This is a genomic window from Rhizobium mesoamericanum STM3625 (assembly GCF_000312665.1).
Taxonomy (GTDB): Bacteria; Pseudomonadota; Alphaproteobacteria; order Rhizobiales; family Rhizobiaceae; genus Rhizobium; species Rhizobium mesoamericanum.
The window spans coordinates 431,935-446,885 of record NZ_HF536772.1 but is presented as its reverse complement, the minus strand read 5'-3'; the positions used below and the strand labels follow the sequence as shown (position 1 = coordinate 446,885).

Sequence of the window (14,951 nt, the reverse complement as noted above, 5' to 3'; positions counted from 1 at the left end):
CGATCGTCTGCAGACCGCCATCGACCTCGCGTGTCACCTGGGCTTTGCCGTCACCGATCTCGATCTTCGAGGCGAAGGTCGCCTGGGCGGATCCGAGCAGTGCTGCCAGCATCTGGCCGGTCTGGTTCGAGTCGTCATCGATCGCCTGCTTGCCGACGATGATCAATCCCGGCTTTTCCGCATCGGCGACGCCCTTGAGGATCTTGGCGACGGCGAGCGGTTCGACAGCATCGTCGGTCTCGACCAGGATCGCCCGGTCGGCACCCATGGCAAGCGCCGTGCGCAGCGTCTCCTCCGCCTTGGCCGGGCCGATCGAGACGACCACCACCTCCTCGGCTTTGCCGGCTTCCTTCAGCCGCAGCGCTTCCTCGACGGAAATCTCGTCGAACGGGTTCATCGACATCTTCACATTCGCGAGCTCGACGCCTGTGCCATCCGGCTTCACGCGGATCTTCACGTTGTAATCAACCACCCGCTTCACGGGGACGAGAATTTTCATGGGGGTCCTTCCTTCAACTCTTTCGCCAAGAAAATGCGCGTTTCGGCGCTGCTCCGATTGTCGAATGGCGACATGGATACGCGTTTTTCCTCCAAACACAACGCTTCCATGACGCAGATAGGCAAATTGGGCTCGTCAATATATAACGTTTACGTTCACGTCAACATTGCGTTATTACCTCCTCCAGGGAAGGCGCGTGCGTAACTGCTGGTCAGGTGCCACGGCCATCGCAGGGTTCGGCGTCGACCGGACCCTGACTGCCCTTGGAGTAACAACTTCCCGATCGAATAAAGGCACGCCATGGCGGCGCATAACGAGGACCAGCAGGCCACCGGCGACGATGCCGCCGACATGGGCGCCCCAGGAGATGCTGCCATCCGGTTCCAGGACCAGCATCAGGAATTGCTGGCCTACCCAGAGAAGGAGCGGGACGAAGGCCGGCAATGGCAGTGGCACGCGCATCAATACCAGCACCCAGACCTTCACGCGAGGATGCAAGACGACGTAGGCCATGACCACACCCGAAATCGCGCCGGAGGCTCCTACAAGGGGTGCTTCCGAAGTTGTCCCCACGAGACCATGGACGAGAGCGCCTGCCGCCGCGCAGAGCAAATAGAAGAAAAGAAAGCGGAGGTGCCCCATCGCGTCCTCGACATTATCGCCGAAGACCCAAAGGAAGAGCATGTTCGGCGCAAGATGCCAGAAACCGGAATGCACGAAGGAGTAGGTGACGTAGGTGAGCGGTTCCGGGACGAGGGCCAACGCCGGTTCCAGCCTCGCGTGGTGAAAGGCAACCGCGGGAATGTAACCCAGGCCGACAATTGTCGCCTGCGACACGGATTGGCTGGCAACAACCCCGGTGAACAACCAAACCGCAAGATCCACCGCGATCAGCCCTATGGTGACCCATTGGACCTTGATATGCTTCAGCGTATTGGCGTCATGCAGCGGTATGAACATGAAGCCTGCCCTGGCGTTCGCGTCACATGGTTGAGGAGGAATCTACCTGTTTTTCCCGGGAACCCAAAGCACATCGGCATGGCCGCGGTCATTGGCGTGACGGGCGGCGACGAAAAGGAAGTCCGAAACCCGATTGACGTATTTCAATGCGGCGTCGCTGACGACCTCACCATCTGCCCGGGCAAGCTCGACCATCAGTCGCTCGGCGCGGCGTGCGATCGTGCGGGCGAGATGAAGGTGAGCAGCGGCTGAGTGCCCTCCGGGAAGCACGAAGGATTTCAAGGGCTGAAGATCAGCGTTCAACTCGTCAATGTCGCTCTCGATCCGCGCGACCTGGCTATCGACGATGCGCAGCGGCTCGTGTGTCGGCGGCTTACCGTCATCGGGCGTCGCAAGATCGGCGCCGAGGTCGAAGAGGTCATTTTGGATGAGCGTCAGCATCCTCTCGAGAACGGGCATGCCCTGCATATGAAGCCGCGCGACGCCAATGGCGGAGTTGGCTTCGTCGATCGTGCCATAGGCCTCGACGCGCAGATCGTATTTCAGCCGACGTGGCCCGGAAACGAGTGCGGTTGTGCCGTCGTCGCCGGTTTTCGTGTAGATCTTGTTGAGCCTGACCATACCTGCCCTCTCTCTTCCCCGTCTTAGCTAGGGCGGCCGCCGCCAGTCAACCAGAGCGTCAGCATGATCAGAAGCACGGCGATCGCCTGCAGCAGGACGCGCAACTGCATCAGCTTGTTGGAAAGGTTCGGGTTGCCGCCCTTCATCATGTTGAAAAGGCCGCGGATCAGCACCAGGGCGACGACGCCCATGACGATGATCGCGAGGATGTAGGTGACCGTGGACATGCTGGCTTGGCTTTCCTGATTAGTCGACCCAGCGCATCAGGCGGTAGAAAAGGTCCGCGGGCAGCAGCCTTTTCAGCACCATGCCCTGCTTTGCCGGCGTGGTTACGGGGTAATGTGGTTTCGGACTGTTTGAGTTCAATGCGTGCTTCAGCACGGCATAGACAGCGTCCGGACCGAGCTTATGTCGATTGGGACGGCCAGATCCGTCAAGCCGCGCAAGCTGACGGCGGTAATCTGCGGCATGCACCGAGTTCTTTATGTCGATATGCTCGTTGATCTTTACGAGCGCGTTTGCGGTGAAGCGGGAGGTAATCGGACCCGGCTCGATCAGGCTTACGTGGATGCCACTACCCTGAAGCTCCATGCGAAGGCTGATGCTTAGACCTTCGAGAGCGAATTTGGAGGCGGTATAGGCACCGCGGAAACGGTACGGCACGACACCGAGGATCGACGAGCACTGGACGATCCGACCATGGCCGCGCTTGCGCATCAGTGGCACGACCTGCCGCGTCAGTTCGTGCCAACCGAAGACGTTCGTTTCGAACTGAGCGCGCAGAGCGTCGGTAGGAAGGTCCTCAACCGCGCCGGGTTGCCCGTAGGCGCCGTTGTTGAACAGCGCGTCGATCCGTCCGCCTGTCAGTGCGGCCACATCCCGCACGAAGTCAGAGATTGTGTCGGGGCGGGTATAGTCCATACGGAAAACTTCGATGCCGTCGGCTTCGAGTGGTGCCAGATCATCAAATTTGCGTACTGTGGCAAAGACCCGCCAGCCGTCGGCCTTCAGCGCTCGGGCGCAATGCGCGCCGATCCCGGAGGAGCATCCGGTCACCATGATTGTGCGCTGATCCGACATAGAATGATTCCTGTACAAAATGGGAGTGGTTTCCCATATTCGAACGGGCGACACAACGACCAAAGCCGGGAGACGGAATGCCGAAGATAATGCGCATCTTCTATGATGTGGCCTACGATGCTGTCTGCCACCTTATTGAAGACGACGGCTTCGCGATGGCGAGCCACGTCGCATTGTCCACCCTGCTTGCGGTCTTTCCGTTTCTGATCTTCGGGACCACACTCGCCACGTTTCTCGGTGCCGACCAGTTCTCTTCCACCGCAATTCACCTGATATTCGATACCTGGCCGGAGGTAATCGCCAAGCCGCTTGCCGACCAGGTCTTGGAAGTTCTGACGATTCCACGCGGCGGACTCCTAACTGTCTCGGTGCTGGCAGCCGCCTACTTCGCGTCCAACGGCGTAGAGGCGTTGCGCATCTCGCTCAACCGTGCTTACCGCGTCCAGGAGACCCGGCCTTGGTATATCACACGCCTGGTCAGCCTCGGTTATGTACTTATCGCGGTTGGGGTGTTTGCCGCCATAAGCATCGTGCTGGTTTCAGGGATACCGCTCGCGCTGGACTATGCGCGCGCATGGTCGCCGCTGATTGCGGGCATACTCGACGTTGTGTTTAGCTGGCGTGTCTACGGCACACTCTTTGTCCTAACCGTGGCGCTGTTCGTTGTGCATCTCTGGCTGCCGGCAGGCCGACGGCGCGTTCTAGATGTCGTACCCGGCGTGTTCCTGACACTGATGCTTTGGTTGGGCGGAGCGCTCATCTTCGCCTACTATCTTTCGACTTTCGCCAACTACACGGCGACCTATGCGGGTCTGGCGTCCGTGATGATCGTTCTAATCTTTCTGTATATGGTTGGCGTTATCTTCATCGTCGGCGCCGAGATCAATGCCGCTCTTTTGAAGTTTCGCGTGCGCGCGATATTCAAGAACAATTTTCTGGGCGGCGGGCCGGGCAAGACCCTAAAGCCCGACAAGACGAAGGATATCCGCCGGTAGCAGACCGCGTTCGCGAAGCTCGGCAAGTCCTGTGTCGCTTCGACTTTTCGAAAGCTTGCGGCCGTCCTCGTCGGTAATCAAACGATGGTGGTGGTAGACGGGCGCGGGTAGGCCAAGAAGGGTCTGGAGCAATCGATGCACCGACGTCGAATGAAAGAGATCGAGCCCGCGGACCACATGGGTGACCTCCTGCAGGGCATCATCGAGGACGACCGAGAGATGGTAGCTCGAGGGCGCATCCGATCGCGAGAGGATTACATCTCCCCAGGCCTGGGGATTTGCGGCGATCAGGCCACGGTTGCCGTCGCCGGTTTCCACCCAAGAAAGAGGGGTGCCCGCTGCCTCCAAGGCCTTTCCCATGTCGAGACGCCAAGCGTGCTTTACGCCCGATGCAAGCAGTTTCTGCCGGTCGGATTCGGCGCGCTCGCGATCATCTGGAGGATAAACCGGCGAGCCATCGGGGTCTCGCGGCCAGGGGACGCCATTTGCTTCGGCGGCGACAACCCGTGTTTTTGTCTCACCTCGCGTCATGAACGCGGGATAGGCGAGGCCGAGCCCGATCAACCGCTGAAGGGCTGCCTGGTAATCCGCGAAATGCTCCGACTGCCGTCGTACGGGTCGTTCCCATTCTATGGCAAGCCATTCGAGGTCGACATAAATGCCGGCCTCGAATTCGGGTGTACAGCGTGTCAGGTCGATGTCTTCGATGCGCAGCAGAAAGCGTCCCCCCGCCGATGCCGCCATGTCCCGGTTTAGAATGGCTGAGAGCGCGTGGCCGAGATGGAGCGGGCCATTGGGGCTCGGCGCAAAACGAAAGACAGTCTTTTGACGAGGAATCGCGATCATGCTTTCTTCTGCCACGGATTCGTTGGGATCGCGAGGAAGCGTGTTGATCATTCGCAGCGATGATGATGTGACGGAAGGGTTGGAGAACCTGCTTCGATTAGACCCGCGGCTTGCTGCCATTGCAGCTGAAACCGGACCGCTTCCCTTGCGGCTGCGTGAACCGGGTTTCGAGGGGCTTGCCCACATTATCGTGTCGCAAATGGTATCGCGCGCCAGCGCCGAAGCAATCTGGAGACGGATGCAGCCGGCCGAAGGATTGCTGACGGCGGAGAACTATGTGCTCCTCCATCCCGAGGCTTGGCGAGAGTTTGGCCTGTCACGTGCCAAGGCGGACACGCTCTCGCGCATCGCCGAAGCTGTTGCCTCAAGTCGCCTCGATCTTCTGGCGCTCTGCGCGCTGCCACCCGAGGAGGCGCTGGCTGAGCTTACGGCACTCAAGGGTGTCGGTCCCTGGACAGCCGAGGTTTATCTGATGTTCTGTGGTGGCCACGCGGACGTCTTTCCTTCCGGTGACGTTGCGCTACAAAACGCGGTAGCTGCGGCATTCGGTCTCGCTACTCGCCCGCAAGCGCGCGAACTAGCGTCCTTGGCCGGCGCTTGGTCGCCGTGGCGGTCGATCGCGGCCAGGCTTTTCTGGGCCTACTACGCCGTCAAGCTCGGACGTGGCATGCTGCCGATCGACTAGGCAGCAGTGCCGTAAATAACTGGATTGATGCCTGAATTTATTAGACTTCACAATGCCGTCACAACCGGCCTAATATAAGAGGGCAGATGCCGAATCGATCAGGAGAGTCCCTTGACGATTGCAGTCTCCCCACAGGCCCTGCCAGCGCTCGTCCTGAACGCTGACTATAGGCCCCTGAGTTACTATCCCTTGTCGCTGTGGTCCTGGCAGGACGCGATCAAGGCGGTGTTTCTCGACCGCGTGAATATCATTGCTGAATACGAACATTCGGTATCTTCACCGAGCTTTTCAATGCGGCTTCCAAGTGTTGTCTGCCTGAAGACATACGTCCAGCCTTCCCGCAATCCGGCCTTTACCCGCTTCAACGTATTCCTGCGTGACAAGTTCGAATGCCAGTATTGCGGCGAGCATGATGATCTGACCTTCGACCATGTCATTCCACGGGCCCATGGGGGAGAGACAACATGGGAAAACGTCGTTGCGGCCTGCTCTCCCTGCAATCTCAGAAAAGGCAGCAAGCTACCGAAGCAGGCTGGCATGTTCCCCAATCAGAAACCTTACCAGCCGACGGTGCAGGACCTGCACAACAACGGCCGGCTTTTCCCGCCGAACTATCTGCACGACAGCTGGCTCGACTATCTTTACTGGGATAGCGAACTGCAGCCCTGATCAGGCCGTCTTGCGGACGCCGATAAAGGCGAAGACCGCGAGGACAAGGCTTGTGATGACGTTCCAGCCGGCGAAGGACAGGCCGAGGACGCGCAGCGCCGCGTCGGTGCAGGACGGCCCCTTGATGGTGTTCAATTCACTCAGCAGGTCGCCGGCATTCTGCGTCATGCTGCCGGCTGTTGTCGAGCAGGTCGCCGGCCCTTCCCAGAAATGCCACTCGACACCTGCATGATAGACACCCATGCCGGCACCGACGACCATCAGGATGCCGGCGGCGAGCAGGAATGCGCGGCCGATCCAGCTGGGGAGGCCGACTGCGGAAGCGACCGCGCCGATGAGCGCGATCGGAATGCCATAATAGTAGGGCTGGCGCTGCAGCAGGCAAAGGGCGCAGGGGATGTAGCCCCCAAGATACTGGAAGCCGAGCGCGGTGCCGACTACCACCGCCATGCCTAAGGCGAGCACCAGCGAATAACCGACGACCGGGCGAGCAATGGAAAACGAGGCAGGCATGAACGGACTCCGCGCAGATGGCTCAGTGGGCAAGTAGTTTATAGGCAATCCCGAGGGCGATCGCGACGGCGGCAACTATGCCCGCCACCTGCCCGAGGCGCTTTTCGATGAAATGACGAATCGACTCGCCGTAACGGCGCAGCAACCAGGCCAGGAAGAAGAAGCGCGCGCCGCGGGCCACGATCGCCGAGATGATGAAGAAGCCGAGACTCATGTGAATGACGCCGGCAAGGATCGTTACGACCTTGATCGGCGGCAGATGCGCCAGGCCTGAGGTCACGAGCAGCAGCAGCAGGATTTCCCACTCGTCGTGGATATAAAGCCTGAGCTGCTCGAAGGCGTCGAGCTTTCCGTAGAATTCCAGAACCGGGCGGGCGATCGCGTCATAGGCGTAATAGCCGAGCATCCAACCGGCGATGCCACCGAGGACGGAAGCAACGGTCGCGATCAGCGCGTAGCGGTAGGCGCGCTCTGGCTTTGCGAGCGCCATCGGTAGGTAGAGAACGTCGGCGGGAACGAGAAAGATGGAACTTTCGACGAAGGCGATAACGGCGAGCCAGACTTCGGCCGATTTCCGGCCCGCGAGAGACATGGTCCAGTCGTAGAGTCTGCGGAGCATTCCAATCCTTTCGCGTCGAGCGCATGAGCTTTATGGGGCGTCGGTGCGGCTGTAAATGGTCGCTGTGTCCTTCGTAGGGTGACGCGCCAAAAAATCTTCGTGATCAAACCGAGCGCGGCGCTCACGAGTCGACGCTGGAAGGCTGGTCGTGTTTTTGCCGCATGACATTCATTTCCGTTCGTTCGCGCGCCATTTCGCTCACGGCCTGGCGCAGAACGGGATGCTTTGCCGTGAACATGTTGAAATCGCGCCGTTCCAGCACAAAGAACTGACAGAAATCCACAGCGACGACGTCTGCCGTGCGGCGCCCGCCGCTAAGGAGCGCCATCTCGCCAAAAAAGGCACCGGGCTCCAGACGGATCGGTTCGCCCGGTAGCTGTACTTCCACCGCTCCTGACGACAGGAAATACATGCCATCGCCTCGGCCGCCCTTGCGGACAACGCGTTCGCCGGGCAAGGCGGTTTTCGGCCGAAAGAGGAGCAGCAATTCCTCCTGAGAATCTTCGTCTACCTTAGCAAACAATGGAAAGGTTTCGATAAGCTCCTGCATCTCAAGCTGGTGCTTGCGCTCGCGTGCTTCGTTGATCGCCCGAATTTTCTCAAGCTCGCGGCCGAGTACCTCATGCCGGCGGCGACCGAAGTGATTGCTGAGCGTCGGCCATCTGGCGTGGACCTCGGTGTGCAGCGCTTCGGCACCCATGCAGACGAGTGGATTGAGGGTGATCGAGATAATAGCTGACGCCAGGATGATATCCTGCCCGTCCTCCGGCAGTAATCCGAGAGAAATGCCGAGACTGGCAAGAATGAACGAGAATTCGCCGATCTGTGCCAGTCCACCCGAGACGGTCAGGGCCATTCCGACCGGATAGCGGAGCATGACCACGATGAGGAAGGAAATGATCGTCTTGCCGACGATGATCAGCGCCAACGCGCTGATTACGGCCATCGGCTGGCGCACCAGGATCGAAGGGTCAAACAGCATGCCGACGGATACGAAGAACAGCACCGAAAAGGCGTTCTGAAGCGGGAGCGAATCGGCAGCCGCCCGATGGCTGAGGTTGGATTCGCTCATCACGACGCCGGCGAAAAAGGCACCGAGAGCGAAGGAGACGCCGAAGATTTTCGCCGAGCCGAACGCGATGCCAAGGGCTATGGCGAGGACCGTCAGGGTGAAGAGTTCGCGTGAACCGGTTCGGGCGACCAACGTCAAAAGCCATGGGACTATCTTTGGTCCAAGAAAGACAGCCATGACTGCGAACGCGCCAACTTTGAGCAACGTCAGCACGATTGTCAGGGGGAGCGAAAGCCCGGCGCTTTGTGCAAGGCCGCCGCTGGCCGCATGACCGCCGAGCAATTCGGCGAGGGCGGGAAGAAGCACCAATGCCAGAACCGTGGCAAGGTCTTCGACGATCAGCCAGCCAACGGCCACACGGCCGCTGGCCGAGTTGAGCAGGTTCCGCTCCTCCAAGGCTTTCAACAGCACAACCGTGCTCGCGACCGATAGGCTGAGGCCGAAGACGATCCCCGCGCCAAGCCCCCAGCCCCACCATTGGACGAGGAGGACACCGAGCAGGGTAACGATGACGATGCGCGCGATTGCGCCTGGCACGGCGATGCCGCGCACCGCGAGCAGATCGGCGGTGGAAAAATGCAAGCCAACGCCAAACATCAGCAGGATGACGCCCATCTCTGCCAATTGACTGGCAAGCCCGGCGTCGGCAACGAAGCCGGGTGTCATCGGCCCCATGGCGATACCAGCCAACAAATATCCGACAAGCGGCGGCAGACGGACTCGATCGGCGAGATAGCCGAGTATCGCCGCACCGACGAAACTCACGGCAACTGTAGCAATAAGCGATACTTCCTGATGCACGCGTGCGCTTTCCCTATTGGCGGGCGCAGTTTGGCCGAAACAGCCAAGAAATTAAACAGTTGATTTGTAACGTCCAGCCAATCGCTGGAGCACGATTGAGGCACCAATGCCGTAACTCCAGACGGGCAAGCGTTGCGCTGACGCAACACTTGCCTTCGGAAGAATGCTGGCAAGTCCTCGAAACTGCACGTGAGGCGCTATACAGTCTGTCAGAGGAACTGCATATTTCCCTTGCTGAATTTCCGTCCAATCCGAGCGAGTGTGGGTTCCGAATTGACTGATACTGCCAATGGTTCATACGTTTCCATCCGGCGCGACCCGCGGCTGAACGCGCTCCTGCCGGTACTTTTGCTGTCAACATATTTCACTGCCAGCTTCATTCTTAGGCTCTTGCGTGGCGGTGATCTGGCGTCCGACGAGGCGCAACAGGTTGCGTTCTCGCACGCGCTGCAGCTCGGCTATGGGAACCAGCCGCCGCTCTACAATTGGCTGTTTTACTGTTTCAGCAGGCTCTTTGGCGTGTCAGTCGCTACACTTGCCTTCGTGAAGAATGCCACGCTGCTGGCGACCTGTATCTTTCTCGGATTGGCGGCCCGCAAAATCGTAACGGAGCGCGAAACCGCCTGGATCTCTGTCCTCGGTTTCCTCAGCCTGCCTGCGGTCTTTCTGCTGTCTCAGCGGGATTTGACTCACAGCGTTGGTGCCTTCGCCGTCGTTGCGATCTTCCTGTACGTGCTGGTGCTGATGGCAGAACGCCCATCGAGCGGCAGCTATGCGCTTCTCGGAGCCGTAGCCGGTATGGGATTCCTTGCAAAGTACAACTTCGCGATCATTCCTTTCGCAACCGCTGTTGCGCTTCTGCTCGAACCCGGGCTTCGGCGATTGGTTCTCAACTGGCGGCTGGCCGTTACCATTGCAGTTGGTCTGATCGTCGCCGGTCCGCATGTCTATTGGGCCACAACCCATCTGGATGCAGCGACTGGCAATACGTTGATGGAGATGCGGGCTGCAGCGAGAAGCGCGATTCCCGGCCAGCTGAACGCTGCCTGGCAGTTGGTCGCATCGATTATCAAATGCTCCGCATTGACGCTTGCCATTTTTGCCGCCGCCTATCGGGGGCATATCCGCACGATCTTTAGCGCGAGCAGCGAATGGACACGGGTTATCGGCCGAATGCTCGTCATCAGCATGATTCTGGTCTTCGTGATCATGCTCTCCCTTGATGCCACGTTGATGCGCCCGAAGTGGATCTCAATCTTTTTTGTGGCTTTCCCACTCTATCTGGCATTGAAGGTCGATGCGGCAGGGATTCACGTCCCCGAGGCAATCACGAGGTTTACCATGGTCGTGGGGACGGTGATTTTTATCTCACTAGGCGTCGTGTTCGCTGGAAGTTTTCACTGAGGGCTCCATGTGACGCCCCTATCCCAGCTGAAGGAGTGAAAACGCGATCAGATCGGGGATGCTGTCGGTGGTGCCCCATGCCGGAGTCGAACCAGCACTTCTTTCGAAACTCGATTTTGAGTCGAGCGCGTCTACCAATTCCGCCAATGGGGCAACGGATACCGACGAGGCGGGTGTCTAGCATGCGTTCGCCCGCGCGCGCAAGACGGCGGACGAAGTTCTCGGTTTGATTTATTGGAGTTTCCGGCAGGAGGCTGCTGCCGGAGAACGACATCAATGTGCAGTGGCGGTGGCGGGCTGGTGGAGGCCGGACTTCTTCAACGTGATCGCGAGGATCGAGGCGAGCAGGCAGAAGGCGCCAGCGATGAAGAAGGCCGGTAGATAGCTCTGGAGTTCCGTGCGCGACCAACCGGCGCCATACGCTGCGGTCGCAGCTCCAAGCTGATGGCCGGCGAAGACCCAGCCAAAGACGAGGCCGGCCTTTTCGCGGCCGAAGCGATCGGCGGCGATCTTGACGGTCGGCGGCACGGTGGCAATCCAATCAAGGCCATAGAAAACCGCGAAGATCGATAGGCCGTAGAAGCTGAAATTGCTGAAAGGCAGGAACAGTAGTGAGAGGCCACGCAGACCATAGTACCAGAAGAGCAGCCAGCGATTATCGAAGCGATCCGAAAGCCAGCCGGAGCCAATCGTGCCAAAGAAATCGAAAATGCCCATAACGGCAAGGACGCTCGCGGCAGCCACAGGCACAATGCCGAAATCGCCGCAGAGTGTGACGAAATGCGTCTGAATCAGGCCATTGGTACTAAGGCCACAGATGAAGAAGGTGGCAAACAGGATCCAGAAGGTCGAGGTCGTAGCGATTTCCTTGAGAACCGTGATTGGGGTTGCCAGCATTGCCAGCAGGCCACCTTGGGGCGGCAGGTGCGGCGTGACATGTTCGTCGCCGAAGGCCGGCAGGTTGAGGTCGGAGGGACGGTCCCGCATGAAGGCGAGCACCAATAGCGCGGCAAGCATGATCATGCCGCAGACGAAAAATACCGTTCCGCGCCATCCGTAGCGTTCAGTCAGTTCCGCCATCAGCGGCAGGAAGACCAACTGCCCGGTCGCCGAGCTCGCCGATAGCATGCCGACCACAAGGCCACGATGCTTGGTGAACCAGCGGGCCGACACAGTCGCGGCAAGCACCATGGCGGTCAGCCCAGTGCCGAAGCCGACGACAATGCCCCAGAGCAGAAGCAACTGCCAGAGCTCGGTCATGAAGAGAGAACCGACGAAGCCGCTACCGATCAGGGCCATGGCGAAGACGATGACCTTGCGAACGCCGAAATAGTTCATGAAAGCGGCCGAGAACGGTCCCATGAGCCCGAAGAGAATCAGTCGGACGGCAAGTGCGGAGGATATTTGTGAGGTCTCCCAGCCGAACTCGTCCTGAAGCGGCCTGATAAGGACGCCGGGGGCACCCATGGCACCGGCGGTCACCAGCATGGTGAGGAAGGTTGTCGCGACGACCACCCATCCGTAATGGATGTTGCGCCGCGCGAGCGATGAGGCAAGTACAGTCGATACCATGGGGACCCGTTCCGTGTGGGGGGTTGTCGCAGACTATCGGAGGCTTTTAGATGATAACCATCATAATTATTGCGTATTGATGATGGACGTCATATAATTTGTCAAGCTACCAATTGCGGAGAAGCGAATGCGGGTCAGCCGAGAAAAATTTGCGGAAAATCGCGAGAAGATTCTGCAGGTCGCCGGTGTATTGTTTCGCGAAAGGGGCTTCGACGGCATAGGCGTCGCCGAGATCATGAAGGCCGCCGGAATGACACATGGCGGGTTCTATGGGCACTTCGAATCTAAGGAAGAATTGGCGCTGGAAGTAAGCCGCGCCCTGATCGAGAAGGTCAAGATCCGCTGGAATGAGATCATAGCTTCGGCGCCGGAGCGGCCGCTCGATGCGTTGCTCGATCATTATCTGTCGCGCTGCAGCGTCGATGATCCCGGCGGTAGTTGCGTCTTTGCCTCGCTTGCCCAGGAAGTCAGCCGCAGCCACGGAGCAGTGCGCGAAACCTTCAACGATGGGTTGTCGATGCTTGTCGATATTCTGTCGGAGATCGTTCGCGGAGAAACTCCAGAAGAGCGACGCGAGAAGGGATTTTCAACGCTTTCGGCGATGATGGGTGCGGTGATACTGGCGCGCGCCGTCGAGAATCGCGAGCTCTCCGATAGCTTTCTCTATACGACGCGCGATGTGCTTTCCCCTGCGAACAGAACCAATGGTTAGCCTCTCCGAGCGATTAGACCGCCGATCTCCACCACCTCCGCGAAGGTGCCCTCGGGCGAAAGCGCAAGGAGGGTGTCCCGAAGGGCTGTTTCGAAGGCAATTGCTCTTTGGCCGAGCGCCAGGGGCGATGTCACTGAGGTTGAGAAGGCGCGCCCGACGATATCGTCGAGGCTGAGCATGCGGTCCCTGATAACCGAGATCCTCTCCAGATCGCTGAAGGGAGAGCGAAGCAGGATGCTTTCGTGCTCGACCCAATCTGGCCCATTTCGTCGTTCGCGATCGGCGTTGCGCTCCGGCGAGAAAGTTTCGGCAAGCTTGTTAACAGCCTGTCGCCAATCGGGCGTCGAGGAGATATGGCGGTCGCCGAACAGCACGATACAGCCGTCGGGAACGGTTATCTCGTCCAGAGCCTTCAACGTTGCCGGGCGATCCATCCAATGGAAGGAGCGCCCCATGACCGTCATTTTGAGTGGCGCGACGTGCGGACCGAGATCGTATGACGACCCTTTAGCGAACGTAATATCGACACCAGCAGCGGCCGCATCGGCACGCGCGGCGTCCAGCATTTCCGGCTCGGGATCGAGCCCCGTGACATCAACGCCGGCCAGTCGTGCAAGGGCGATGCCGAGTTGACCCGGCCCGCAGCCTAGGTCAAGCACGCGTTCACCGGCCGTGAGCCCCGCGCGGGCAGCGACCCGCGCAATGAGTTCATTAGGGTAGGGGACGCGATAGCGCGTGTAATAGGCCGCCGTGGACTGAAAGCGGCGAGCCTCGAAGGGAATGGTCATCATGGCAAGATCCTTGAGGGGAGCGAATGGCCGTCGGCGTTCATGCAAGCGAGCTTGGAGCTCCAAATGGTCGCGTTACTTGAAACCTTCAACGCGATGGGGGACATAAGGCCCCTCGAGTGTGGCAACATCTTCCGCCGTCAGCTTGACGGCGAGTGCCGCAACCGAGTCGGCCAGGTGGTTGGCTTTCGACGCGCCGATGATCGGCGCCGTCACCGCGCTTTTCTGCAGGATCCAGGCCGTCGCGATCTGGGCGCGGGAAACGCCATACTTCTTGGCCAGCTTGCCGACGACGCCAATAATGGTGCGGTCAGCGTCTTCCGCTTGCCTATAGAGCGTCTTGCCGAATTCGTCTGTCTCGCTGCGTGTCGTCTTTTCATCCCAATCCCGCGTCAGCCGGCCGCGAGCGAGCGGACTCCAGGGAATCACGGCGATTTTCTGATCCTGGCAGAAGGGCAGCATTTCGCGCTCTTCCTCGCGGTAAAGCAGGTTGAGATGGTTCTGCATGCTGACAAAGGGTGTCCAGCCGTTGGCACGTGCGATGTAGAGCATCTTGGCGAATTGCCAGGCATACATGGAGGACGCGCCGATATAGCGCGCTTTGCCTGCCTTCACGACATCATGCAGCGCTTCAAGCGTTTCCTCGATTGGTGTCGTATAGTCAAAACGGTGGATCTGGTAGAGGTCGACATAGTCAGTGCCGAGGCGACGCAGGCTGTTGTCGATCTCATCGAAGATCGCCTTGCGCGACAGGCCGGCGCCGTTCGGGCCGGGGCGCATGCGATTGAAGACCTTGGTCGCGAGTACGATGTCGTCGCGCTTTGAAAAATCCTTAATAGCTCGCCCGACGATCTCCTCCGAGGAGCCATCCGAATAGGTATTGGCGGTATCGAGAAAGTTGATACCGAGATCCAGTGCCTGCTTGATCAGTGCACGGCTGTCCTCTTCACCGAGCGTCCAGCTGTGGTTGCCGCGGCCGGGCTCGCCGAAGGTCATGCAGCCAAGGCAGATCTTCGACACTTCCAAGCCAGTGCCGCCGAATTTGACGTAGTCCATGAAATCGCTCCCAATATCGAGTCGCTACCCAGCGCGCCCTTTGATCTAGCGCGGCAAAC

At 59.4% G+C, this 14,951-nt stretch carries 17 protein-coding genes and 1 tRNA gene; 5 read left to right on the top strand and 13 right to left on the bottom strand.

The window, feature by feature from the left end; translation table 11 throughout:
* The 5 genes from BN77_RS02170 to BN77_RS02150 all read right to left on the bottom strand — a co-directional run.
* Positions 1 to 499: electron transfer flavoprotein subunit beta/FixA family protein (locus BN77_RS02170; RefSeq protein WP_040676617.1), on the bottom strand; the 499-nt coding region annotated here is incomplete at its 3' end.
* Between the two features lie 174 nt (positions 500 to 673).
* A complete protein-coding gene (locus BN77_RS02165; protein WP_007528000.1) occupies positions 674 to 1,459 on the bottom strand; it encodes a rhomboid family intramembrane serine protease in 786 nt (261 codons plus the stop codon).
* A gap of 42 nt (positions 1,460 to 1,501) precedes the next feature.
* Positions 1,502 to 2,080 carry a cob(I)yrinic acid a,c-diamide adenosyltransferase gene (locus tag BN77_RS02160; protein ID WP_007527998.1) on the bottom strand — a complete coding sequence of 193 codons (579 nt, stop codon included), beginning with the start codon at positions 2,078 to 2,080 and terminating at the stop codon, positions 1,502 to 1,504.
* Positions 2,081 to 2,103: 23 nt separating this feature from the next.
* Positions 2,104 to 2,307 carry a twin transmembrane helix small protein gene (locus BN77_RS02155; RefSeq protein WP_007527996.1) on the bottom strand — a complete coding sequence of 68 codons (204 nt, stop codon included), beginning with the start codon at positions 2,305 to 2,307 and terminating at the stop codon, positions 2,104 to 2,106.
* Between the two features lie 19 nt (positions 2,308 to 2,326).
* Complete coding sequence (locus BN77_RS02150; RefSeq protein WP_007527994.1) at positions 2,327 to 3,160, bottom strand: SDR family oxidoreductase; 834 nt, start codon at positions 3,158 to 3,160, stop codon at positions 2,327 to 2,329.
* A gap of 77 nt (positions 3,161 to 3,237) precedes the next feature.
* On the opposite strand from BN77_RS02150, the gene BN77_RS02145 reads away from it, so the two are divergent.
* A complete protein-coding gene (locus BN77_RS02145) occupies positions 3,238 to 4,155 on the top strand; it encodes a YihY/virulence factor BrkB family protein (protein WP_007527991.1) in 918 nt (305 codons plus the stop codon).
* Here BN77_RS02145 and gluQRS read toward each other — a convergent pair.
* Positions 4,120 to 5,001, bottom strand: coding sequence for a tRNA glutamyl-Q(34) synthetase GluQRS (gluQRS, locus tag BN77_RS02140; RefSeq protein ID WP_007527989.1), 882 nt, complete (start codon positions 4,999 to 5,001; stop codon positions 4,120 to 4,122). The two genes, BN77_RS02145 and gluQRS, sit on opposite strands and share 36 nt — an antisense overlap.
* Here gluQRS and BN77_RS02135 point away from each other — a divergent pair.
* Together BN77_RS02135 and BN77_RS02130 are read left to right on the top strand one after the other, a co-directional pair.
* A complete protein-coding gene (locus BN77_RS02135; protein ID WP_028749572.1) occupies positions 5,000 to 5,686 on the top strand; it encodes a DNA-3-methyladenine glycosylase family protein in 687 nt (228 codons plus the stop codon). The two genes, gluQRS and BN77_RS02135, sit on opposite strands and share 2 nt — an antisense overlap.
* 111 nt (positions 5,687 to 5,797) lie before the next feature.
* Positions 5,798 to 6,355, top strand: a complete 558-nt coding sequence (locus BN77_RS02130; RefSeq protein ID WP_007527985.1) for an HNH endonuclease — start codon at positions 5,798 to 5,800, stop codon at positions 6,353 to 6,355.
* Here BN77_RS02130 and BN77_RS02125 read toward each other — a convergent pair whose 3' ends face one another.
* From BN77_RS02125 to BN77_RS02115, 3 genes are all read right to left on the bottom strand, one after another.
* Positions 6,356 to 6,868 carry a disulfide bond formation protein B gene (locus BN77_RS02125; RefSeq protein ID WP_007527983.1) on the bottom strand — a complete coding sequence of 171 codons (513 nt, stop codon included), beginning with the start codon at positions 6,866 to 6,868 and terminating at the stop codon, positions 6,356 to 6,358.
* A 22-nt stretch (positions 6,869 to 6,890) separates the two neighbouring features.
* On the bottom strand, positions 6,891 to 7,487 hold the full coding sequence (locus tag BN77_RS02120) for a YqaA family protein (protein ID WP_007527981.1): 597 nt from the start codon (positions 7,485 to 7,487) through the stop codon (positions 6,891 to 6,893).
* A gap of 121 nt (positions 7,488 to 7,608) precedes the next feature.
* Positions 7,609 to 9,360: a cation:proton antiporter domain-containing protein gene (locus BN77_RS02115; protein ID WP_007527979.1), complete on the bottom strand. Its 1,752-nt coding sequence runs from the start codon at positions 9,358 to 9,360 to the stop codon at positions 7,609 to 7,611.
* 273 nt (positions 9,361 to 9,633) lie between these two features.
* Between BN77_RS02115 and BN77_RS02110 the strand changes: the two genes are divergently transcribed.
* Positions 9,634 to 10,764 carry an ArnT family glycosyltransferase gene (locus tag BN77_RS02110; protein ID WP_157224427.1) on the top strand — a complete coding sequence of 377 codons (1,131 nt, stop codon included), beginning with the start codon at positions 9,634 to 9,636 and terminating at the stop codon, positions 10,762 to 10,764.
* Between the two features lie 68 nt (positions 10,765 to 10,832).
* Here BN77_RS02110 and BN77_RS02105 read toward each other — a convergent pair.
* Positions 10,833 to 10,917 (bottom strand) — tRNA-Leu (locus BN77_RS02105).
* A 120-nt stretch (positions 10,918 to 11,037) separates the two neighbouring features.
* Positions 11,038 to 12,336, bottom strand: coding sequence for an MFS transporter (locus BN77_RS02100; protein ID WP_007527975.1), 1,299 nt, complete (start codon positions 12,334 to 12,336; stop codon positions 11,038 to 11,040).
* A gap of 127 nt (positions 12,337 to 12,463) precedes the next feature.
* On the opposite strand from BN77_RS02100, the gene BN77_RS02095 reads away from it, so the two are divergent.
* The gene (locus BN77_RS02095) at positions 12,464 to 13,048 is read left to right on the top strand and encodes a TetR/AcrR family transcriptional regulator (protein WP_007527973.1); all 585 of its coding nucleotides are present in this window, start codon (positions 12,464 to 12,466) and stop codon (positions 13,046 to 13,048) included.
* Here the strand turns inward: BN77_RS02095 and BN77_RS02090 are convergent.
* Positions 13,045 to 13,839: a class I SAM-dependent methyltransferase gene (locus BN77_RS02090; protein WP_007527971.1), complete on the bottom strand. Its 795-nt coding sequence runs from the start codon at positions 13,837 to 13,839 to the stop codon at positions 13,045 to 13,047. The two genes, BN77_RS02095 and BN77_RS02090, sit on opposite strands and share 4 nt — an antisense overlap.
* A gap of 72 nt (positions 13,840 to 13,911) precedes the next feature.
* Positions 13,912 to 14,892, bottom strand: a complete 981-nt coding sequence (locus tag BN77_RS02085; protein WP_007527969.1) for an aldo/keto reductase — start codon at positions 14,890 to 14,892, stop codon at positions 13,912 to 13,914.
* Positions 14,893 to 14,951: the final 59 nt, after the last annotated feature.

Coding starts and splice junctions, on each gene's coding strand:
- BN77_RS02125 (WP_007527983.1), bottom strand. CDS start 6,868: ATGCCTGCCTCGTTTTCCATTGCTCGCCCGGTCGTCGGTTATTCGCTG.
- BN77_RS02145 (WP_007527991.1), top strand. CDS start 3,238: ATGCCGAAGATAATGCGCATCTTCTATGATGTGGCCTACGATGCTGTC.
- BN77_RS02135 (WP_028749572.1), top strand. CDS start 5,000: ATGCTTTCTTCTGCCACGGATTCGTTGGGATCGCGAGGAAGCGTGTTG.
- BN77_RS02100 (WP_007527975.1), bottom strand. CDS start 12,336: ATGGTATCGACTGTACTTGCCTCATCGCTCGCGCGGCGCAACATCCAT.
- BN77_RS02120 (WP_007527981.1), bottom strand. CDS start 7,487: ATGCTCCGCAGACTCTACGACTGGACCATGTCTCTCGCGGGCCGGAAA.
- BN77_RS02165 (WP_007528000.1), bottom strand. CDS start 1,459: ATGTTCATACCGCTGCATGACGCCAATACGCTGAAGCATATCAAGGTC.
- BN77_RS02090 (WP_007527971.1), bottom strand. CDS start 13,839: ATGATGACCATTCCCTTCGAGGCTCGCCGCTTTCAGTCCACGGCGGCC.
- BN77_RS02160 (WP_007527998.1), bottom strand. CDS start 2,080: ATGGTCAGGCTCAACAAGATCTACACGAAAACCGGCGACGACGGCACA.
- BN77_RS02155 (WP_007527996.1), bottom strand. CDS start 2,307: ATGTCCACGGTCACCTACATCCTCGCGATCATCGTCATGGGCGTCGTC.
- BN77_RS02150 (WP_007527994.1), bottom strand. CDS start 3,160: ATGTCGGATCAGCGCACAATCATGGTGACCGGATGCTCCTCCGGGATC.
- BN77_RS02085 (WP_007527969.1), bottom strand. CDS start 14,892: ATGGACTACGTCAAATTCGGCGGCACTGGCTTGGAAGTGTCGAAGATC.
- gluQRS (WP_007527989.1), bottom strand. CDS start 5,001: ATGATCGCGATTCCTCGTCAAAAGACTGTCTTTCGTTTTGCGCCGAGC.
- BN77_RS02095 (WP_007527973.1), top strand. CDS start 12,464: ATGCGGGTCAGCCGAGAAAAATTTGCGGAAAATCGCGAGAAGATTCTG.